12 protein-coding genes are annotated in these 22,507 nt (G+C 59.2%); 7 read left to right on the top strand and 5 right to left on the bottom strand.

Translation table 11 applies throughout. The features are described 5' to 3' along the window. The coding region (locus ACIOVB_RS06270; RefSeq protein WP_401266016.1) for a 50S ribosomal L9 C-terminal domain-containing protein at positions 1-127 on the top strand (127 nt) is incomplete at its 5' end. A 121-nt stretch (positions 128-248) separates the two neighbouring features. Next, positions 249-1,646 (top strand): replicative DNA helicase, encoded by a 1,398-nt coding sequence (gene dnaB, locus ACIOVB_RS06275; RefSeq protein ID WP_187677870.1) that lies wholly within the window; start codon positions 249-251, stop codon positions 1,644-1,646. Positions 1,647-1,680: 34 nt separating this feature from the next. On the opposite strand, the gene ACIOVB_RS06280 is transcribed toward dnaB, so the two are convergent. Genes ACIOVB_RS06280 through ACIOVB_RS06290 form a run of 3 tightly spaced genes read right to left on the bottom strand, consistent with a single transcriptional unit; the run spans position 1,681 to position 11,053 of the window. Further along, the gene (locus ACIOVB_RS06280) at positions 1,681-6,150 is read right to left on the bottom strand and encodes an NEL-type E3 ubiquitin ligase domain-containing protein (protein WP_401265870.1); all 4,470 of its coding nucleotides are present in this window, start codon (positions 6,148-6,150) and stop codon (positions 1,681-1,683) included. A 17-nt stretch (positions 6,151-6,167) separates the two neighbouring features. Continuing rightward, positions 6,168-8,762: a hypothetical protein gene (locus tag ACIOVB_RS06285; RefSeq protein ID WP_401265873.1), complete on the bottom strand. Its 2,595-nt coding sequence runs from the start codon at positions 8,760-8,762 to the stop codon at positions 6,168-6,170. A 35-nt stretch (positions 8,763-8,797) separates the two neighbouring features. Next, a complete protein-coding gene (locus ACIOVB_RS06290; protein WP_401265875.1) occupies positions 8,798-11,053 on the bottom strand; it encodes a hypothetical protein in 2,256 nt (751 codons plus the stop codon). A 233-nt stretch (positions 11,054-11,286) separates the two neighbouring features. Here ACIOVB_RS06290 and ACIOVB_RS06295 point away from each other — a divergent pair, with 233 nt between their 5' ends. From ACIOVB_RS06295 to ACIOVB_RS06310, 4 genes are all read left to right on the top strand, one after another. Further along, the gene (locus ACIOVB_RS06295; protein ID WP_187677868.1) at positions 11,287-13,599 is read left to right on the top strand and encodes a YgiQ family radical SAM protein; all 2,313 of its coding nucleotides are present in this window, start codon (positions 11,287-11,289) and stop codon (positions 13,597-13,599) included. 324 nt (positions 13,600-13,923) lie between these two features. Beyond that, complete coding sequence (locus tag ACIOVB_RS06300) at positions 13,924-17,199, top strand: DUF2126 domain-containing protein (RefSeq protein WP_401265878.1); 3,276 nt, start codon at positions 13,924-13,926, stop codon at positions 17,197-17,199. An 88-nt stretch (positions 17,200-17,287) separates the two neighbouring features. After that, the gene (locus ACIOVB_RS06305) at positions 17,288-19,774 is read left to right on the top strand and encodes a circularly permuted type 2 ATP-grasp protein (RefSeq protein WP_401265881.1); all 2,487 of its coding nucleotides are present in this window, start codon (positions 17,288-17,290) and stop codon (positions 19,772-19,774) included. After that, positions 19,774-20,664: a transglutaminase family protein gene (locus ACIOVB_RS06310; protein WP_187677865.1), complete on the top strand. Its 891-nt coding sequence runs from the start codon at positions 19,774-19,776 to the stop codon at positions 20,662-20,664. The genes ACIOVB_RS06305 and ACIOVB_RS06310 overlap by 1 nt, the downstream gene beginning before the upstream one ends. A 177-nt stretch (positions 20,665-20,841) precedes the next feature. On the opposite strand, the gene ACIOVB_RS06315 is transcribed toward ACIOVB_RS06310, so the two are convergent. After that, on the bottom strand, positions 20,842-21,033 hold the full coding sequence (locus ACIOVB_RS06315; RefSeq protein ID WP_187677864.1) for a hypothetical protein: 192 nt from the start codon (positions 21,031-21,033) through the stop codon (positions 20,842-20,844). Between the two features lie 68 nt (positions 21,034-21,101). Next, complete coding sequence (locus ACIOVB_RS06320; protein ID WP_187677863.1) at positions 21,102-21,689, bottom strand: TIGR00730 family Rossman fold protein; 588 nt, start codon at positions 21,687-21,689, stop codon at positions 21,102-21,104. 340 nt (positions 21,690-22,029) lie between these two features. Here ACIOVB_RS06320 and azu point away from each other — a divergent pair, with 340 nt between their 5' ends. Continuing rightward, positions 22,030-22,476, top strand: coding sequence for an azurin (gene azu / locus ACIOVB_RS06325; protein ID WP_401265884.1), 447 nt, complete (start codon positions 22,030-22,032; stop codon positions 22,474-22,476). Positions 22,477-22,507 lie beyond the last annotated feature (31 nt).

Consider the following 22,507-nt stretch of genomic DNA (forward strand, 5'->3'; position numbering starts at 1 on the left):
TGAAGTGCAGAAGAGCGAAGTTCGTCTGCCGAACGGCACCATCCGCAACGTAGGCGAATTCGACGTAGCCGTGCACCTGCACGCCGAAGTTGAAGCCACCGTACGCGTTGTCGTGGTAGCAGCTTAAGCAACACCTGATCGGCTGGCGGCTTGTCCGTCAGACGGTTAACATCGGGCACGATCCTGTTCACAGGTCGTGCCCTTTGTCTTTCTGGTACTCCCGTTTTCAACCCTGACTCCAAGTGGCCATGAACGAAATCTCCGCACCCGAGCAATATGATCTGCAAACCGCCGCCCTGAAGGTGCCGCCGCATTCCATCGAAGCCGAACAGGCTGTACTCGGTGGTCTGATGCTGGACAACAACGCCTGGGAACGCGTGCTCGATCAAGTCTCCGACGGCGACTTCTATCGTCATGACCACCGCCTGATCTTCCGTGCGATCGCCAAACTGGCCGATCAGAACTCCCCGATCGACGTTGTGACCCTTGCCGAGCAATTGGACAAGGAAGGTCAGACTTCGCAAGTCGGTGGCCTCGGTTACCTCGGCGAACTGGCGAAAAACACGCCGTCCGTCGCCAACATCAAGGCCTATGCGCAGATCGTCCGCCAGCGAGCGACGTTGCGCCAACTGATCGGTATCAGTAGTGAGATCGCCGACAGCGCTTTCAACCCGGAAGGGCGTACCGCCGAGGAAATCCTCGACGAAGCCGAGCGCCAGATCTTCGCGATTGCCGAGGCCCGCCCGAAAACCGGCGGCCCGGTAGGTGTGAACGATCTGCTGACCAAGGCCATCGACCGCATCGACACCTTGTTCAACACCGACAACGCCATTACCGGCCTGTCCACCGGTTACACCGACCTCGACGAGAAAACCAGCGGGCTGCAACCGGCCGACCTGATCATCGTCGCTGGCCGTCCATCGATGGGTAAAACCACCTTCGCCATGAACCTGGTGGAGAACGCCGTACTGCGCAGCGACAAAGCGGTGCTGGTGTATTCCCTCGAGATGCCAGGTGAGTCGCTGGTCATGCGTATGCTTTCCTCGTTGGGCCGCATCGACCAGACCAAGGTACGTTCTGGCCAATTGGAAGATGATGACTGGCCTCGCCTGACCTCAGCGGTCAACCTGCTCAACGATCGCAAACTGTTCATCGACGATACCGCCGGCATCAGCCCGTCGGAAATGCGTGCGCGTACCCGGCGTCTGGCGCGGGAACACGGTGACATCGGCCTGATCATGATCGACTACCTGCAACTGATGCAGATTCCAGGATCGGGCGGCGACAACCGGACGAATGAGATCTCCGAAATCTCGCGTTCCTTGAAAGCCCTGGCCAAGGAATTCAACTGCCCGGTGGTGGCGCTGTCCCAGCTCAACCGCTCTCTGGAGCAACGACCGAACAAGCGGCCAATCAACTCCGACCTCCGGGAATCCGGAGCCATCGAGCAGGACGCCGACGTCATCATGTTCGTGTACCGGGACGAGGTGTATCACCCGGAAACCGAGCACAAAGGCATTGCCGAAATCATCATCGGCAAACAGCGGAACGGCCCGATCGGCTTTATCCGCCTGGCGTTCATCGGCAAGTACACCCGTTTCGAGAACCTCGCCCCGGGCAGCTATAACTTCGACGACGACGAGTAAGAATTGGCCGAAATCATTCGGCCAGCTCTCCTCTTCAATCGTGTTGTTCGCGCTGGCCCGCTACCTCCTCGGCTGTTCGGCGGGTTGAGTGCTCGGCCAGTTCTTGCCGGGTCAAGGTTTCGATCAATACGGCTTCTTCGATCGCAAGCGATGCTTGCAATGCTTTGGACTGCGCGTCGTAATCGTCAAACGAAAGCGTCCCGGCGGTGTGCGTATCGTCGAGTGTGGCCTGTCGATCCTGAAACGGCTGGCGCTGGGATTCGAACTGTGTTCGGTACTTGTGAGTGACGAATTCCTGCCAGAACTCCCTCGACACCAGCGCCTGAAATTCTTCAGGGGAGTTATCCAGAGCGATGACTTTTTTGTACGCGGCGTCCAGTTGCGCCTGTGACACGCTGATCAGGAGATCAAACACCATACGATCAGGCTGGCCCGGCAGTTGCAGCCGATCTTTGAGGCGGTGGCGATAGAAAAGTCTGATCTCGACTTCCTCCTGCACATGAGGCGCGGGAGCCGGAAGGTCTTCTGGTCGCTGAGGCCCTCTGGATCCGATGATTCTTGCCTCACGCTGCGCAATGTCCGCCGAAGCAATTTTGTCTACCTCGTGCAAGCGGAACAATCCTCTGGACAGCGCCGACAACTGCGGGCCTTCTGCCTGGCTGCGAGCCTTGGCGCGAGCGTTGTGCATCATTGTCCTGACCTCCAGATTGGCGAATGTGAAGGCTGCGCGATCGCAGCAGGTTGCTTCGCCGGCCCGATCAAACAGTTCCCTGCGCAGGCGTTCGGACTCAGGGCTGTTTTCGGTAATGCTGTCGATCACCTTCCAGACCCGTCGCTGGGTTTCGTTGCCACCAGCGGCATCCGGCAACAAGAGGTTAAGGGTATTGAACAGACCCTCCGAGCCTTGCTGATCACGCAGTGTTTGCCATTGCGCTGTTCTGGTCGATACCTGAGCGCTTGTCATTCCGGCTGTCCAGCGTGCCATCGGGTCATACGCCGCAGGTCGGATGATGACAGGCGCGTGATCGCGCGCGGTGTCGACCAGGTTGTACTGGCCGGTCAGCGGTGTTTCGGCTTCTATCAGGCGGTCGTTGTAAAGGGACAGTCGGGTGCGGGTGGCCGGGGAGAGCGGATTGTTGGTGATGTTGGTCACGTTGTTGACGCGAACCGTGTGCGCAAGTCGTTCAGGCGTTGGCGCAATGACCGCATCGGGGATTTCCTCGATCCGGTTGTTGCTCAGATCCAGGGTGTCCAGCAGTGGCTGATCGGCAATACCGGTCGGGAAAGTGTCGATACCCGTGTTGGCCAGATTGACCGAGCGCATGTCGATTATCTGGCTGAAATCCGGTGTGATACCCAGTTGCGGATTCTCATGCAGCCACAGTGCCCGCAATGTGGTGCGCTCTGATAGAACGCGGGCGGTTTCGGCTGTCAGGGAGATCTGGTTTTTCTGCAGAAACAGTCGGGTCAGACCGTTCATTTCGCCAATGGCGGGTGGTAGCTCGCGCAATTGATTGTGCGAAGTATCCAGCCAGCGTACGTGGCGGAATCGGGTCAGAAAACCCTCTGGTGAAGTGCTCAGATCCATATTGCTCAGTTTCAATGAGCCGACGTGACTGAAATCCACGTCGATGTCCGGCAGGCTTGGCAGTTTCAGGCCGCTGAGGTCCAACTCCAGGCCGATGGGGGTCCTGTCATTGGCCAGTTTTTGCGGTGTTTCATGCCTCCAGCAACTGATGATCCGGTTGCTTGCCGTGGCACGGTCGAAACGGTCGGCAGCGTTGATCTGCAACTGATTCGCGCGAATATAACCCTGACGGTTGCCGCCTCCAGAAAAAGTCCAGGCCTCCAGTTGGGTTTTCAACGTGTTGAATTCCAGTTCAAGGCTGGCGAGCCTTGTGCCGGCAGTGCCTTGCTCAAGGTTCCAGAGGTACTCCCTGCACACCTTGATATCTTTGCTCGGATAAAGACGCCGGTATCGCTGTGCTCTTGAGTTTTCGCTATCAAATGCAGCGGGATGTTCCGGGGTCATCAGTTCAGGATGCGCTGCGTGCAGGCGGCGCCAGTAGCCATCGAACGTTCTCCAATAGTCGGAAGGGAAATCGTTGCCCTCCAATAAAGTGGCGCCGTTGATTCTGGCGATCGAGGCCAGTTGCTCGGGCTCGGGGTTGATGATTGCCTGCGGTACTTCAGTCAATTGGTTGTTACGCAAGTCGAGCCCCGTCAAGGCCGCTTTACCCACCAGTCCGGTCGGCCACTGATCAATCCCTGTGCTGTTCAAGTCCAGGTTTGTCAGCTCGGACATGGCACTGAAGTCGGGCACTGTTTTCAGTGGGTTTTCTGACAGATTGACGAACTTCAGCCGGCTCAACCCGCTCAGTCTTGCCGCGCTTTGCTCATCCAGTTCAAGGCTGTTCGAACTCAGGTCCAGTCTGATCAGTTTGTCCATATCACCGACGCAGGCCGGCAATCTGCGCAGGCTGGAATGATTGATGGATAGACTTTCCAGGTGGGTAAAGTTGCTGAGGAATGTGTCGCCAGTATCCGACCAATTGATTGCCTGGAGTTCAAGCAGGCGCACATGGCTGAAATCCGCCGTCAGGGCGGGTAGCGGCCCACTTCCGGTCGGTAGCCTTAATATCTCTCCCGATTCCTGAAGCCAGCAGGTTTTGATTATTCTGGCGACACGTTGCGGCGCCCAGAGCCTGACGGTGGCGGCATCAACGGAAGCATCGTATTGCTTGCCGGCCACATAATCTTCCAGCTGTGCTTCAAGCGAGTCGAAATCCCGCAGGCGTCGGGCCAGCTCTGCATCACCCAGTTGCAACACGAAATCCCTGACCGCTTGTGCGTCCTTGTCCGGGTACATTCGCTGCACCTTGGCCAGCTCTGGAATATCTACGTTCAGTCTCAGTCCTTGCGGGTGGGCCGAGCTGGACAACTCTGGATGATCCGCAGCCAGGCGGCGCCAATACAATTCCAGGGTTTTCCAATAGCCGGGAGCAAAGGCATTGCCTTCGATGAGGGTGACACCGTTGGTTCTGACGCTGGCCTCAAGCTGCTCGGCGGGAGGATTGAGTAGCGTCTGTGGTACTTCTTGCAGGCTGTTATTACGCAAATCGACGATTTGCAGGCCGGTCTGGTTTTGCAAGCCAGTTGGCCAATGACCCAGTTGCGCATTGCTCAGGTTCAGCACTTTCAACCCGGTCATCGTACTGAAGTCGGGGGACATGTTCAGTGGATTGTCTGAGAGGTTGAGGTTTTCGAGTTTGCCGAGAGTACCGAGTATCACCGCTGCTGGTGTGTCCAGCCGAATCCGGTTTGCACTCAGATCCAGACGGGTCAGGTCATGCATCCGCGCGACGGAGGCTGGCAGTTTATCCAGCGTGGAGCGGGTTACGGTCAACTGTTCAAGGTGTGAAAAACTGCTGAGGAACGTATCGGCTTCGGGCGACCAGGTGACGGATTCCAGAGACAGCTCCCGGACATGGCTGAAGTCTGCTTTCAGTGCCGGCAGGGTGCCGCTGCCGGCTTCGAGTTTCAGCGATGGGCCGGTCTCCTGGCGATAGCAGCGCTTTATTTCGTTGGCGATCTGTTCTGCCCAGCCTTTTGCTGTTCCGGGCGTCGAAGACGACGCATTGCTCCAGAGCGTCAATTGCTGCTTGAGGGTTTGGTATTCGGCTTCGCGGCGGCGCAACCCGCCTTCGACGTCGCTGCCCAGTGAACGAAGGTATGCGGCGATCTGTTCCTCAGACATGGACCGGAACAGCCTCTTCGCGCGGGTTTGCGGACTGCGCAGTCGATTGACGATGGCGGTAATCTGCTCGCGCAATCGTCGATGAGCAGGGCGCACTTGCCCACCATCAGGCCGGAGTAATCCACCATTGCCGGGGTCGGTCGTCGTAGACGTGGGGGGGAGGCTTTCCTGTGGACGCCAGAGCCCGCTTTCTGTGTCGCGCAGCAGCACCGGGCCGAGGGCATCCCGCTCGGTCGATAACCTGGCCCGATACTGTCCGGTATCCGGATCGACCCCGACCAGCACGGTACCGCCATCGGGAACATCGACGTAACGCCGCCGCCCGCGCACCCGGAATCCATCGGCGTTGGGAGCCGGCAGATCAGGCGGTACGGTGATCCAGTAATGCGCCAAGGGGCGCTGTTCACGATTAAACACGGCCACTGTGGCAGGTAACTCATGAATCGTTATCGCCGGTAACGGCGTGATTGCATCCGGGGCGGCGTTGCCCGCGACCCTGCCAAACCCCTCCGGGCCAAGTACTCCCGGGGCGGTCGTCGGGCCGAAATCGACACGCTGTGGCGTTTCGTGCCTTACGGTTTCCGGCCCTTGTTGCGTAGGTCGTGTATGGATTTCTACGGTGCCTTTGAGAGGCAGTCTGGGTGACATTTTTTCATCCTTGAAAGGTTGCCCGTCAGTGCCCGCGACGGGCACTGCAAAGCGTTCGGCGTCATTGCCGGTTTGTCGTCGTATGGCCGCCAGGCCCATGGCTTGGGCGCAGGTATTTACTCGGCTCGCACTGAAGGGGTCTGCGCCAGTGCGAATATTTTGTTCGCGGTCTTGCCGTCGAAGGTTTCGCGCCAGATCGCGGTATGGGGCAAACCAGCCTGTTCATCGCGCCGCTGAGACTCTGCGCCCCGTCTGCTCTGTTCAAGCGTTTTGAGATGACCACCCTTGATCGAGAAGTTCAGGGGATGGCTGTCTTGTCTTTCATAGTGAAAGTGGGCTTCCCAAAGCGGTGCATCGTCGGCGCGATCACTGATCGAATACACGTCAAGAAATGACTTGTCCTTGCCTTTGCCCAACTGCTTGCGATTAACCGTTTTATTGACATTGAGCTCGTCCCGATCCAACAGGTAATTCAGGCGCATGATGTCCAGCACGTCTTTGTTTTTGTACATCCGCACCAGGATCTTCTGGCCTTGGGTTGTCATGGAATCAGCTGCGGCTCGCAATCGCCTGGCCAGATTGATGATCAGGCGGTCCTCGACATCTGTTTCGTGGTTTTCCAGTTGTCTTGCCTGTTCGTTAAGCAAATGGGTTTCCCTGCCCAGATCTTCGACAATTTTTGTCGGGTTGATTTTTTTTGCTTCCTGCATCTTCGCGTAGGCACTGTGCTCTTCGACCTTGGCCAGTAACCGGTTTGCCTCGCTGATAAGTTGTGGGCGCGGTGTTCTGTTTATCGGAGGAAGTACAGGTAGCCATTCATCGTCTAATTTTTTGTAGCGTCTGGGCGGCGAGTCGGGGCGCAATGGGTCGGGAACCTTGATGGTAATGCTCCCGTCCGCCCCGGCTTCGGTTTCACCGACCAGTACTCTGTAGGTGCCGTGCTGACGGGTTCGAAACATTTTTTTGGCGGGCGCGGGACGGGTCGTCTCGGCGTTGATGGGCTGTGACGGGATGAAGTCGAAATCGATGTCCTGATCAAGGCTCGGCAGATCGGTTCGGCGCTCGGATACGTCGAGGATTTCGGTCAGTTTACTGTCGATTTTCTTCTCGATGGGATCGATCAGGGCAATGATCTCCTCGAGGTATTCGGCTCTGGGGCTTTGCTCGGCCAGCAGCGTTTCAAAGCGGGTTCGGTCTCCCCTGAGCTGATCAAGGGCCAACAGCAATGCCATGGGCTGCTCTCGTTCCGGGACGTTTCTCAGGTCGCCGGTGATCAGGTCGATGGCCGATAGCGAGGGCATGGTCGCGTCCGGCGCATGTTCGGGCGTGTCCGCAAACAGGTGGACATAAAGGGCCAGTTTGTTGAAGTTGATGCGATCCGCTGAAGCTACCTTCTGGCTCAGTTCAGTGAGTTGCGGGATCGCTGCGGGGGACGCTTTTCTGATTTGCTCCATGACCACCTGGCGCTCCTCGAGGATCTTCAGCTTCTTGTTCAGGTGGGTGATGCATTTCTTGCAGCTCTCGGCGCTCACGTCCGTCACCGCAGGCCTGGCCCGGAGGTCCATGACGGCCATGAGCCTGTTGAGGTATTCCACCCGTTCAATCCGGAAGGTATGCAGTTCCCCCCTGAATAGCCCGCCTGCCTTGAGGGTGGTCAGCCAGTCTCTGTTGTCGACGAGCGACTGCACAAAGGCTGTTTGCTTTCTGATGTGCTTGAGCAGATGGACTTCAACGGCCACCAGTGCCGCTGTCCTGCCGGCGCCATCGGCCTGTTCTCTGGCCTGACTCCACAGGGTGTCGTACTGCGTGGCTGATTCGATCAGGGCGGTGTGAGCATTCTGGAAAGGTTCATAACGCTGCATCAAGAGGGCTATGTTGGCTTGCGCTGAGTCATGGCGACGCATGCCACCCCTCAGTCCCGTGAGAATGGAAACCCAGGTGTTCTCCTCGTTTCGTGTGATGGCCCGGGTCTCGCCGCTGCGACTGGCGCGATAGATATTCGCGCCGTCGGTGGCGACGGGATCCTTGGGGTTAACGATGCGCCACACTTTGTGCGCTGGCGTAGACGCGTCAAGATCGCTCATCACCTGATAGGCGTGTTCGTGGATGACCACGTAGAGCTTGCCGTCGTGGCGAAACAAACCGTCGCTGCCGGGTTCGACAGTGCTGAAATCCAGCCCCGTGCGAAAGGCCTGCAGGCTTGCGTTGGTCAACGGGAGTGGGCTGGAGGCGACGTCATTGAGGGGATGCCATAGGCCGCTGTCGATGTCGCGTAACAAGGCCGGTCCGGAGGGAAGTAATTCACTCGCCAGTCTTGCCCGGTAAAGTCCAGTGTCCGGATCCATCGCGACCAATGTGATGTGGTCGTCGGGCAAGTCGACATACCGTCGCCCCTTATGAATTCTGAAACCCTCGGTGTCGGCATTCGGTAACGCCGCATTGGAACTGATCCAGTAATGCTCCAGCAGGGGCTGTGCTGACACCGGGGGATCAACACTGACGGGGTGCATTTTGACCGTTACAGCGGGTGCTGGCAGGATCGCATCAAGTTCGACGCCCACCGGTTTGTTCTCCTGCCCTGCTAGAAGGTGTGTCGACGGATCTGTGCTGATACGGTGCAGCGTGTCGGAAGGGTCCTCGTTCTTCGGTCGCTTGGTGGGCATGTGAACATCGACCGAAGCGTTGATCCGGGGCGGTAATTTGACTGCCATGGGTTTTTTCATCCTTGAAAAACGGGTTGTCTGGCTTAAGCGACCAGCTCGAATATTTTCTGCGCGGTTTTGCCGTCAATGGTTGCTCGCCAGATGGGGACATGTTCCCGTCCGGCCTGCGCGTCCCGACGCTGGGCAGTTATGCCCAGCCGGCTTTGCTCAAGGGTCTTGAGGTGGCCGCCCTTGACCATGAAGTTCAGCGCGGCGCTGTCCTTTTTTTCGTATTTGAAATGGACATGCCACAGAGGCACGGTGGTGTGTTTGTCGTTCAGCGAATAGACATCGAGAAAATATTTGTCCTGGCCCTTGCCCCGTTCCAGCCGCGCAGGTTTCTCTTTGCTGACACTCAGGTGGCCCTGGCTGAGTAGATACGCCACACGGTCGACGCTTAAGAAAGTGGGGTCCTTGTAGAGTGCGATGCGAATTTTTTCGCCTTCGTTGCGCAGGCGCTCGCTGTCATGTTTGAGCTGCTGGGCGAGGGGCGCGATATCGAGGGTGGCCGGATTCGGCGCCCGTTCCATCTGTTGACGAAGATCATCGAGGTCTTCGGCCTTGCCCTGCAGAAACTCGACGATGTTGGTGGCGTTGCGTTTTGCGCTTTCGTCTTGCCGGGCCTTGGTCAGATGTGATTCCGATAGTTCCAGAAGTCGCTGGGCCTGGACGGTCAGCGTCGACAACTGCCTTTCTTGCAGAGCAACCCGCCGCTGCCATTCACCTTCGCGGCGCTCATAGGTTTGCAAGACTTCCGTGGGGTTGTGCGGATCCATGACATCAATTACTTCTTCGCCCTGGGGGGTTCGACGTGACTGCCCGATCCGGATCTTGTAAACGCCATGGTGTTTGCTGCGAAACATCTTTCTTGAGGGGTGTGCAGACGGACTCGTGACCTGGGCCGGAATGAAGTCGAAGTCAATCGGCTCATCCAGTGAGGGAAGGGTTAAGGTTCGCTCCAGTTCCTGGTGATAAAGCTCTATGCGCTGTTCTAGGGTGTTTTCGAAAGCCTGAATGGCTTCGGTTATTTCTCGCCGGGAACTGTCCAGAAGAGTATCGGCTGGCAATGACATCTCTTCGTACGACGCCCTGATTGCTGCGCATTGGTCGATCAGACAGCTCATTACCGGAATGCGCGCGCCTTCCGGGATGCTTTCGATATTGCGGAAGGTGCGCGTTGCTTCTGAAAACGAACTCGACAACACAACGTATTGCGCGGCGTCGGGCACCGGTTCGCTGGCCAGCAAGTGGCTTTTGGAATGAATCCAGTTGGCCGTGTTTGTATGGATTTTTACCGGGTCGTAGCCAAGCTCGATCAATTCGACTTTCAGGTGGGGGGATCGGGTCAGGATGTCGTCAACAATGAGTTGGCATTTGCGCAAGTTGGCCAATTTGCCTTTCAAATACCCTGCCATCGAGCGATGGGCCTCGAGGGGACGGCCATAGTAGGACGATACGTCGATTGATTTACGCAGATCACCGGCCTCCAGGACATCGAAATAGACTTCGACTTGCCGCTTCTGAACGCCCACCAGCTCTGTCTCGTAGGAAAAGCGCCCTTTGTACAAGAGAAGCGAGGCCTGGTTCCTGATGTAGAAGTTCACGGCCTTTTCCAGAGTCGCCAGTTGTCTTTGACACTGGATTTCGAATTTGACCAAGGCGTTTTTTTCCCCTTCTTTCCTGGCCTGTGCATGCCAGGCGGCCCTTAGTTCTTCCGTGAGCTTCACCGCCTGCGTGATCGTGGTGATGTGGGCGTCCAGTTCCTGATTGAGCGCATCGATTGGACGCAGTGGCAGTGAACCCGGTGAATCCTCAAGCGGGTGCCAGAGCTTGCTGTCATGGTCGCGTACCAACACTGGGCCGAATGCTCTTTCGGTCATCAATTTGGCTCGATACAAGCCCATGTCCGGGTCGATCACGACCTGAACGTTGCGGCCGCCCGGCACATCGACGTAGCGGCGTCCGTGCAGGGTTCTGAATCCCAGTGCATCGACATCGGGAAGGCTGACTTCGACAGGTATCCAATAGTGCTCGAGTGACCGCTTTCCTGACGAGGGAGCGCCGGCGGAGGTCGACGCTATCGGATGAGTCGTGGCCCGAGTGGTTGAAACTCCCTCGCGGGGAGGCTCACTTGAGCGGGGGCTCGACCCCGGAGCATTCCGTATCGCAGAAGGGGTTGATGGGCCGCTATCCATGGGCGGAGAAATAACGGGTCGCGGCGTATCGGTATCCACCTGCGGCGCCGGGCGTGTATGAGCACCGCTGGTAACGGAGCCCTTGATGGGTAGTTTTGGTGACATTTCTTCATCCTTGAAGGGTTGTCATATCAGCAATCGCAAATCGTTGGCTGATGGTGAATTGGATTTGGGTAGCGGTTTTTGCATCCATGTGGGGGTAATGACAGCACACGAATGCACTGCGTGATGCCGAGGGCAGGGTCACAAAGAGAAACCGACCATTGCCGTCGGAATTGGTCAAATTTTGTGCTATATTCCGCGCCCGCGATTTTTCATCTCAACACCGGTCGACCGACATGCAAGCAGCCAAGCCGTTATTTGACTATCCAAAATATTGGGCCGAATGTTTCGGGCCAGCGCCATTCCTGCCGATGAGCAGGGAGGAGATGGATCAGCTTGGCTGGGACTCCTGTGACATCATCATTGTTACGGGAGATGCCTACGTCGATCATCCGTCTTTTGGCATGGCAATCATCGGCCGGCTGCTGGAGTCTCAGGGCTTTCGCGTAGGGATCATTGCGCAGCCGAACTGGCAGTCCAAAGACGACTTCATGAAGCTCGGCGAGCCGAACCTGTTCTTCGGCGTCGCGGCCGGCAACATGGACTCGATGATCAACCGCTACACCGCGGACAAGAAAATTCGTTCCGACGACGCCTATACCCCGGGCGGCATGGCCGGCAAGCGTCCGGATCGTGCGAGCCTGGTCTACAGCCAGCGCTGCAAGGAAGCCTACAAGCACGTGCCGATCGTGCTCGGCGGCATCGAAGCCTCCCTGCGTCGCATCGCCCACTACGACTATTGGCAGGATCGCGTGCGTAACTCGATCCTGATCGACGCCAGCGCCGACATCCTCCTGTACGGCAACGCCGAGCGGGCCATCGTCGAAGTTGCCCAGCGTCTGTCTTACGGTCACAAGATCGAAGACATCACCGACGTGCGCGGCACCGCGTTCATTCGCCGTGACACGCCGGCGGGCTGGTACGAAGTCGATTCCACCCGTATCGACCGTCCGGGCAAGGTCGACAAGATCATCAACCCGTACGTGAATACCCAGGACACCCAGGCCTGCGCCATCGAGCAGGAAAAGGGCCCAGTGGATGATCCGGAAGAAGCCAAGGTCGTGCAGATCCTGGCCAGCCCGCGCATGACTCGCGACAAAACCGTGATCCGCCTGCCGTCGGTTGAAAAGGTCCGTGGCGATGCCGTTCTGTATGCCCACGCCAACCGCGTGCTGCACCTGGAAACCAACCCGGGCAACGCCCGTGCGCTGGTACAGAAGCATGGCGAAGTCGACGTCTGGTTCAACCCGCCGCCGATTCCGATGACCACTGAAGAAATGGACTACGTGTTCGGTATGCCTTACGCACGTGTTCCGCATCCTGCGTACGGCAAGGAAAAGATCCCGGCCTACGACATGATCCGTTTCTCGGTGAACATCATGCGTGGCTGCTTCGGTGGCTGCACCTTCTGCTCGATCACCGAGCACGAAGGCCGGATCATCCAGAACCGTTCCGAAGAGTCGATCATTCGCGAAATCGAAGAGATCCGCGACAAGGTGCCAGGCTTCACCGGCGTCATTTCCGACCTCGGCGGGCCGACTGCGAATATGTACCGCATCGCCTGCAAAACGCCGGAAATCGAATCCGCGTGCCGCAAGCCGTCCTGCGTGTTCCCGGGCATCTGCCCGAACCTGAACACCGACCACTCGTCGCTGATTCAGCTGTACCGCAGCGCCCGCGCATTGCCGGGTGTGAAGAAAATCCTGATTGCCTCCGGCCTGCGTTACGACCTCGCGGTCGAGTCGCCGGAGTACGTCAAAGAGCTGGTGACCCACCACGTCGGCGGTTACCTGAAGATCGCCCCGGAACACACCGAGGAAGGTCCGCTCAACCAGATGATGAAACCGGGCATTGGCAGCTATGACAAGTTCAAGCGCATGTTCGAGAAGTACACCAAGGAAGCAGGCAAAGAGCAGTACCTGATTCCGTACTTCATCGCCGCGCACCCGGGCACCACCGACGAAGACATGATGAACCTGGCCCTGTGGCTCAAGGGCAATGGCTTCCGCGCCGACCAGGTGCAGGCGTTCTACCCGTCGCCGATGGCCACCGCCACCGCCATGTACCACTCGGGCAAGAACCCGCTGCGCAAGGTCACTTACAAGAGTGACGGCGTGACCATCGTCAAGAGCGAAGAGCAGCGTCGTCTGCACAAGGCGTTCCTGCGTTATCACGACCCTAAAGGCTGGCCGATGCTGCGTGAAGCGCTGCAGCGCATGGGTCGCGCTGATTTGATCGGGCCGGGCAAGGATCAACTGATTCCGCTGCATCAGCCGTCCACCGACAGCTACCAGAGCGCCCGTCGCAAGAACTCGACGCCGGCTGGCAGCCATAAAGTGGCGAAAGAAGGCAAAGAGAAAACCACCAAGATCCTCACCCAGCACACCGGTCTGCCACCGCGTGCCAGTGATGGTGGTAATCCATGGGACAAGCGTGAACAGGCCAAGGCTGCGGCGTTCGCCCGCAACCAGCAGGCTGCCAAGGAGCGCAAGGACGCGGCCAAGGGCAAAGGGCCGAAGCCGGCTCGCAAGCCGGTCGTCCCACGCTAAAACAGAACGCCAACCTTCGGGTTGGCGTTCTGCATTTCAGGTCTCCCGACATGTGGTGGCGCGGCCGACCCCTTCGCGAGCAGGCTCGCTCCCACAGGTGACCGCATTCCAAATGTGGGAGCGAGCCTGCTCGCGAAAGCGCCCGATCAAACACTGCATGAACCAATGTCGCCACATTTAGGCGCAACTTTGCCAAAGCATTTCCCCGCATCGCCCGATTTTGGTGCTGTACTGCCTTGAGCATTCCGGGAAAGCGCCCAAGCCTGTGCATGGCATAACTCTTGCGCGCTTTCGAATACGCTTAAGGCTCGCAGGAGGCACGCCGTGTCGATTCATGTCGCATTGCATCACGTCACGCATTACCGCTACGACCGCGCTGTCGAACTCGGCCCGCAGATCGTTCGCCTGCGCCCGGCCGCCCACAGCCGCACGCGGATTCTGTCCTATGCGCTGAAAGTCTCGCCCGAGCAGCACTTCATCAACTGGCAGCAAGACCCGCAGGGCAACTACCTCGCGCGGCTGGTTTTCCCCGAGAAAACCGATGAACTGCGCATCGAAGTCGATCTGCTGGCCGAGATGGCGGTGTTCAATCCGTTCGACTTCTTCCTCGAGCCTTACGCCGAGAAAATCCCCTTCGCCTACGCCGCCGATGAGCGCAAAGAGCTGGCGCCGTACCTCGAAACATTGCCGCTGACGCCGAAGTTCCAGGCCTATCTGGACGGCATCGACCGCACGCCGCTGCCGGCCGTGGACTTTCTGGTGGCACTCAATCAGCGCCTGAGCGAAGACATTGGTTACCTGATCCGCATGGAACCGGGCGTGCAAACCCCGGAACACACCCTCGAACACGCCTCCGGTTCCTGCCGCGACTCGGCGTGGCTGCTGGTGCAACTGCTGCGCAATCTGGGGCTGGCGGCACGGTTTGTCTCTGGTTACCTGATTCAACTGACCGCGGATGTGAAAAGCCTCGACGGCCCCTCCGGTACTGAAGTGGACTTCACCGACCTGCACGCCTGGTGCGAAGTGTATTTGCCGGGTGCCGGCTGGATCGGCCTCGACGCCACTTCCGGGCTGTTCGCCGGTGAAGGGCATATTCCCTTGGCCTGTAGTCCTGATCCGTCTTCGGCGGCACCGATCAGCGGGATGGTCGAACCTTGCGAGACACAGTTCAGCCACGAAATGTCGGTGGAGCGAATCTGGGAAGCGCCGCGGGTCACCAAGCCGTACACCGATGAGCAATGGCTGGCGATTCAGGCACTGGGGCGGCAGATCGACGCCGACCTGCTTGAGGGCGATGTACGCCTGACCATGGGCGGTGAGCCGACCTTCGTCTCCATCGACGACCCGGATGGCGCCGAGTGGAACACCGCGGCCCTGGGCGAGGACAAGCGCCGGCTCTCCGCCGAGCTGTTCCAGCGCATGCGCAAGCATTACGCCCCGAAGGGGCTGGTGCATTTCGGCCAGGGCAAGTGGTATCCGGGCGAGCAATTGCCGCGCTGGTCGCTCAATTGTTATTGGCGCCGCGACGGCGTGCCGATCTGGCGAAACGACGCGCTGATCGCCGACGAGCAGCAGGATTACGGCGCCAATGGCGAACTCGCCGGGCGCTTTCTGGCCAGTGTCGCCGAACGGCTGAAGTTGCCTGCGCGCTTTGTGTTTCCGGCCTACGAGGACAATTTCTATTACCTCTGGCGCGAGGGCTCGTTGCCGAGCAACGTCAGCGCTGAGGATTCCCGTCTGGAGGAGCCGTTGGAGCGCGCACGACTGCGCAAAGTCTTCAGTCAGGGGCTCGATAAGGTAATCGGTCAGGTGCTGCCGCTGGCGCGTACTGCCAAGGGCGATCAATGGCAGAGCGGGCGCTGGTATCTGCGTGACGAGCATTGTCGGTTGGTGCCGGGGGATTCGCCGCTGGGTTACCGCTTGCCGCTCGGTTCGCAGCCGTGGGTGAAAGCGGCCGAATATCCGTTTGTTCATCCACAGGACCCGAATCAGGACTTCCCGGAGCTACCGGATACCGCGCAACTCAACAGTCACGGCGATCCGGCCAACGCTGACGAGCGCCTGCCGAAAATCGACGAATCCGCCGATTGGCTGACGCGCACCGCGTTTTGCGCCGAGGCCCGCGAAGGGCGCTTGTACCTGTTCATGCCGCCGCTGGAACGGGTCGAGGATTATCTGGAGCTGGTGGCGGCGATCGAGGCCACCGCCGAAGAGCTGCATTGCCCGGTGTTGCTGGAAGGTTACGAGCCGCCGAGTGACCCGCGTCTGAGCAATTTCCGCATCACCCCGGATCCTGGCGTGATCGAGGTGAACGTGCAGCCGTCTGCAAGCTGGGACGAGTTGGTCGAACGCACCGAGTTTCTCTATGAAGAGGCACGCCAGACTCGCCTGACCACCGAGAAATTCATGATCGACGGCCGCCACACCGGCACGGGCGGCGGCAACCATTTCGTCCTCGGTGGCGCAACGCCGGCGGACTCACCGTTCCTGCGCCGACCGGATCTGCTGCGCAGCCTGATCAGTTACTGGCACAACCACCCGTCGTTGTCGTATCTGTTTTCCGGGTTGTTCATCGGCCCGACCTCTCAGGCACCCCGGGTCGACGAGGCGCGCAACGATGCGTTGTATGAGCTGGAAATTGCCTTTGCACAGATGCCTGAACCGGGCGAGGAGTGCGCGCCGTGGCTGGTGGATCGACTGCTGCGCAACTTGCTGATCGACGTCACCGGCAACACTCATCGCGCCGAGTTCTGCATCGACAAACTGTATTCGCCGGATGGCGCTACCGGTCGCCTCGGGCTGCTGGAACTGCGCGCCTTTGAAATGCCGCCGCACGCGCGCATGAGCCTGGCTCAGCAATTGTTGCTGCGGGCGCTGGTTGCCCGTTTCTGGCGCGAGCCGTATGCGCCGCCGAAACTGGCGCGCTGGGGCACCGAGTTGCACGATCGGTTCATGTTGCCGCACTTTATCGAACAGGATTTCGCCGACGTCATCGTTGAGCTAAACAGCGCCGGTTATCCGTTGCGCGCCGAGTGGTTTGCAGCACATCTGGAGTTTCGCTTTCCCAAGGTCGGCGATTACGCGGTGAACGGCATCGAGCTTGAGCTACGGCAGTCGCTCGAGCCATGGCATGTGCTGGGCGAGGAGGGCGCGGTGGGTGGCACGGTGCGTTACGTTGATTCGTCGCTGGAGCGTTTGCAGGTCAAACTCAAGGGTTTGCCGCCGCAGCGTTATCTGCTGACCTGCAACGGCATCCCCGTGCCGCTGCATCCGACCGGGCGGGTCGGTGAGTTCGTTGCTGGCGTGCGTTACCGCGCCTGGCAACCGGCCAACTGTCTGCAACCGACGATCCCGGTGCACGCGCCGCTGGTGTTCGACCTGCTCGACACCTGGATGGCGCGTTCGCTGGGCGGTTGTCAGTACCACGTCGCGCATCCCGGTGGCCGTAACTACGAGACGTTGCCGGTCAATGCCAATGAAGCGGAGAGCCGGCGCATGGCGCGTTTCTTCCGCATCGGCCACACGCCAGGGAAACTTCCGATACCGAACCTGACATTGTCTGACGAGCTACCGATGACTCTCGATTTACGACGCTTTTAAGTCCTACGCGACGCCCGGATTTTTCGTCTATCCGGGCGTCATGTGCCTGCGTTAGTCTGACCGTTCCCTGCTGTCTGCCGAGCTTTCCATGCCTGACCTGCTAGACCGCTACCCGCTGACGGCGGGCACTTATCACGAACTGCTGGATGACAGTGGTGCGGTGCGTCCGCACTGGCAGCGGCTGTTCGACCAGTTGCAGCGCAACACCCCCGCGCAACTGCTGCAGCGTCAGGCTTTGCTGGCCCGGCAGATTCAGGAAAACGGTGTCACCTACAACGTCTACGCCGATCCCAAGGGTGCAGATCGCCCGTGGGAACTGGATCTGCTGCCGCACGTGATCGCAGCGGACGAGTGGCAGCAATTGTCAGCGGGTATTGCTCAGCGAGCGCGATTGCTCAATGCCGTGCTGGCCGACTTGTACGGCCCGCAACGGTTGATCAGCGAAGGTCTGTTGCCGGCGGAACTGGTATTCGGGCACAACAATTTTCTCTGGCCGTGTCAGGGGATTCTTCCGCCGGACGATGCCTTTCTGCATCTGTACGCCGTGGATCTGGCGCGCACGCCGGACGGGCGCTGGTGGGTGACGGCGGATAGAACTCAGGCGCCATCCGGGGCCGGTTATGCACTGGAAAACCGCACCATCGTGTCGCGCGCCTTCCCCGAGTTGTACCGGGATCTGAAGGTGCAACATCTGGCCGGTTTCTTCCGTACGCTGCAGGAAACCCTGGCCCGTCAGGCGCCCAGCGATGACGACGCGCCACTGGTGGTGTTGCTGACGCCGGGGCGCTTCAACGAAAGCTATTTCGAACATTTGTATCTCGCCCGACAGCTCGGTTATCCGCTGGTGGAGGGCGGCGACCTCACCGTGCGTGATGCCACGGTCTACCTGAAAACCCTCAGTGGCCTGCGCCGGGTGCACGCGATCATGCGACGGCTCGACGACGACTTCTGCGATCCCTTGGAGCTGCGCACGGATTCCGCGCTGGGTGTGCCCGGTTTGCTGGAAGCGGTGCGACAGGGGCGGGTGTTGGTCGCCAATGCGCTCGGCAGCGGTGTGCTGGAGTCTCCGGGTTTGTTGGGTTTTTTGCCGAAGATCAACCAATTCCTCTTCGGCGAAGAACTGATCCTGCCGTCCATCGCTACGTGGTGGTGCGGTGAGGCACCGGTGTTGGCCCAAGCCCTGGAAAAGCTGCCGGAACTGTTGATCAAACCGGCATTCCCCTCGCAAAGCTTCACGCCGGTATTTGGCCGTGATCTGAGTGAAAAACAGCGTCAATCCCTCGCCGAGCGCATGCAGGCACGGCCTTATGCCTATGTTGCGCAAGAGCTGGCCCAACTGTCCCAAGCGCCGATCTGGCAAGCCGAGGATGGTCAACTGCAACCCCGGGCCATCGGCATGCGTATGTACGCGGTGGCCAGTCATGACGGCTATCGTGTGCTGCCCGGTGGTCTGACCCGGGTGGCCGCCGAAGCCGATGCCGAAGTGGTCTCGATGCAGCGCGGCGGCGCGAGCAAGGACACGTGGGTGTTGGGCGACCGGCCGCCGAGCGGCGAACAATGGAAGGCGCAACGCAACGTCGGTGTACACGATCTTGTGCGGCGCGACCCTTACCTGCCTTCGCGGGTGGTGGAAAACCTGTTCTGGTTCGGCCGTTACTGCGAGCGTTGTGATGACAGCGCGCGTCTGCTGCGAATCATGCTGACGCGCTATGTGGACGGTGATGATCCACAAGCGCTGCTGGCGGCTGTCGATCTCGGCGAGCGGCTGGCGCTGTTGCCGGACGAGGGTGAGCTGCCGGAGCGCCTGTTGGCAGCGCTGCTCGGCGAAGACTGGTCGTTCAGCCTGCGGGCCAACCTGCAACGCTTGCAGTGGGCGGCTTCGCAGGTGCGCGGCAAGCTCTCCCGGGAGAACTGGCAGGCGTTGGTGGAGTTGCAACGTGAAGCGACGGAACTGGACACCGACGAGCCGGATTTCGGCGAGTTGCTGGATTTTCTCAATCGTCTGGTGATGTCGCTCGCTGCGCTGTCCGGGTTTGCACTGGACGACATGACCCGCGACGAAGGCTGGCGTTTCCTGATGATTGGCCGGCGCATTGAGCGTCTGCAATTTCTCAGCAGCAGCCTGGCGGCGTTTCTGCGCGGCGCGGGGGCGTTCGATCAAGCCGGACTTGAGTGGTTGCTGGAGCTGGGCAACAGCAGCATCACTTACCGCTCACGCTATCTGGCGGTGGCGCAGTTGATTCCGGTACTCGACCTGTTACTGCTCGATGAGCAAAACCCCCACGCCGTGTTGTTCCAGTTGAAACTGGTCACCCGCACGCTGAAACGTTTGAATGACGATTTCGGTGTGCCAAGGGAGGCTGGGTTGCCGCAACTGGTCGAGCGTCTGGCGCGGTTTGATCTGGGGTGTCTGGAGAACCCGTTGTTCGGCGAGTCCAGCGTGCGCGCGGCGCTCGATGGTTTGGCGGATTTGCTGCAAGAGATCGCCGATGCCAGCGGGCAGGTATCCGATCGCCTGGCCCTGCGCCATTTTGCCCATGTCGATGATGTCAGCCAGCGTACGGTGTCCGTCTGATGAACGCGCATTACCAGATCTTCCACGACACCTGTTATCACTACGACAGCCCGGTTTCCCTGGCGCAGCAATTGGCGCACCTGTGGCCGCGTGAATGCAGTTGGCAGCGCTGCACCGAGCAGCAGTTGCTGATCAGTCCGGAACCAACGGCGCGCCGTGATGAGCTGGATGTGTTCGGCAATCCGCTGACCCGACTGGCCTTCGAGCGACCGCATGATGAATTGCAGGTCAACGCGCGGCTGACCGTTGAGGTGCTGGCGCGACCGGCGCTGGATTTCAACCAGTCCCCGGCGTGGGAGCTGACGCGCAATGCGTTGACGTATAGCAGTCAGCCGTTGTCTGCCGAATTGCTTGAAGCTTGCCGCTATCGATTCCAGTCACCGTACGTGCACTTGAAGCGCAGCTTCGTCGAGTTTTCGCAAAGCTGTTTCCCTCCCGGTCGTCCTTTGCTACTGGGTGTGCAGGCCTTGATGCAGAAGATTTTCAGTGAATTCACCTTTGATGCCGAGGCAACCCAGGTGGCGACGCCGCTGGTGGAAGTGCTGGAACGTCGGCGTGGGGTTTGTCAGGACTTCGCCCACTTGATGCTGGCCTGCGTGCGCTCTCGAGGGCTGGCGGCACGTTACATCAGTGGTTATCTGCTGACCCAGCCACCACCGGGGCAGCCACGGCTGATCGGCGCCGATGCGTCGCATGCCTGGGTTTCGGTGTTTTGTCCGGTGCTGGGCTGGGTGGATTTTGATCCGACCAACAATGTGCAGCCGGCGCTGGAACACATCACGTTGGCGTGGGGCAGGGATTTTTCCGATGTGTCGCCGTTGCGGGGGGTGATTCTGGGGGGCGGCAGTCATGATCCTGAAGTCAGGGTCACGGTGATGCCTTTGGAATAAGCACAATCGTATGGGGAGCTTTGTGGCGAGGGGATTTATCCCCGATCGGCTGCGAAGCAGTCGCTCAGTCCAGACAACTCATTCGGGTTGGCCGGACGCAGGGGCCGCTTCGCGACCCATCGGGGATAAATCCCCTCGCCACAGATCGCTCCCTCAGGGAGCGAACCAACAATCAGCTCAGGCGTCAGGCGCCTGATCTTTCGGTGCATCTACATCGGTATCAACATCGTTGTCAGTCGCCACTTCACCATCAGGGTTCAGTGCCGCGTCTTCAGCTGATTGTTTCTTGCGCTGAAGCTTTTCCTCTTTCTTCTTTTCCTTTTCCAGGTCTCGTTGACGTTTGGCGAAGGAGTAATTGGGTTTGGCCATGGGCGATCCTCTTGGGTCGAAGGTGAGGTTGAGCGGCGCGTATTCTGCCCTGTATCGGTGCCCGGCGGTTAGCCGGGTTTTTGGTCGACCCACTTGGGCGTGACGGTCGGCTTCCAGTTATCGAGGGACTCGAGCAGTGTTTGCGGCGATTCGCTCACTTGCAGCATGTCACGGTGTGGCGCGCGAACGAAGCCTTCGCCGACGATATGGTCAAGAAAAGCGGTGAGTTTGCTGTAGAAACCGTTCACTTCCATCAGACCCAGCGGTTTGCCGTGGTAGCCGAGTTGGCCCCAGGTCCAGACTTCGAACAACTCTTCCAGCGTGCCAAGGCCGCCGGGCAGCGCAATAAACGCATCGCTGAGTTCAGCCATCCGCGCCTTGCGCGCGTGCATGCCATCGACCACTTCCAGACGTGTCAGGCTCTTGTGACCGATTTCCTTGTCCATCAGGCTTTGCGGGATGATGCCGATCACCTCACCACCGGCAGCCAGCGCGGCATCGGCGACGATACCCATCAAACCGACGGCGCCACCGCCGTAGACCAGGGTCAACTTGCGCTCGGCCATTGCCCGGCCAAGGGCGACGGCGGCTTCGGTGTAAGCCGGGTCGGTGCCGGCGTTGGCACCGCAGAATACACAAACGGATTTCAAAGACATGCCTTCCTCCTGGGTCAATCCGTCACAGGGTAATGGCTGGCAGGCCTCGATCCAAGGTCTAAACTTCGGGTTCCGGTGATTCAAAGGTACCGCTGGCGCCACAGGCGTAGGCGGCGAGCAAACTGCACAACAGACCGTTAAAGAACATGACAGGCACTCCGTCTCAAGGGATGGGCCGATCATAGGGCGGGCCAGATGGTTTGGCCGTTAGATTGTGTCGATGAGTGTCATAGCCTGAAAGTTGTATACAATTTTTGACGCAAGTCATAGGAACTTGCGAAGATTTCAGGCAGTCTTCCAACCATTCGTGATTTTGTTAACCCTGCCTTGGAGATTCACCATGTTTTCCAAAGTTGTTGCGGTATCCCTGCTGGCGCTGGCCAGCAGCCAATTGATGGCTGCCGAGTGCAAAACCACCGTTGACTCCACCGATCAGATGTCCTTCAACACCAAGGAAATCGTGATCGACAAGAGCTGCAAGACCTTCACCGTCGAGTTGACCCACTCCGGCAGCCTGCCGAAGAATGTCATGGGCCATAACCTGGTGATCAGTAAAGAAGCTGACATGCAGCCGATCGCTACCGATGGCCTGGCTGCCGGCATCGACAAGAACTACCTGAAGGACGGTGACGCACGCGTCATCGCCCACACCAAAATCATCGGCGCCAAGGAAACCGATTCGGTGACCTTCGACGTGTCCAAGCTTAATGCCAGCGAAAAATACGGCTTCTTCTGCTCGTTTCCTGGCCACATCTCGATGATGAAAGGCACTGTGACCCTGAAGTAATTTATTCAGGCACAAAAAAAGCGTCCTGCTC

Source organism: Pseudomonas sp. NPDC087639, assembly GCF_044743385.1.
GTDB lineage: Bacteria > Pseudomonadota > Gammaproteobacteria > Pseudomonadales > Pseudomonadaceae > Aquipseudomonas.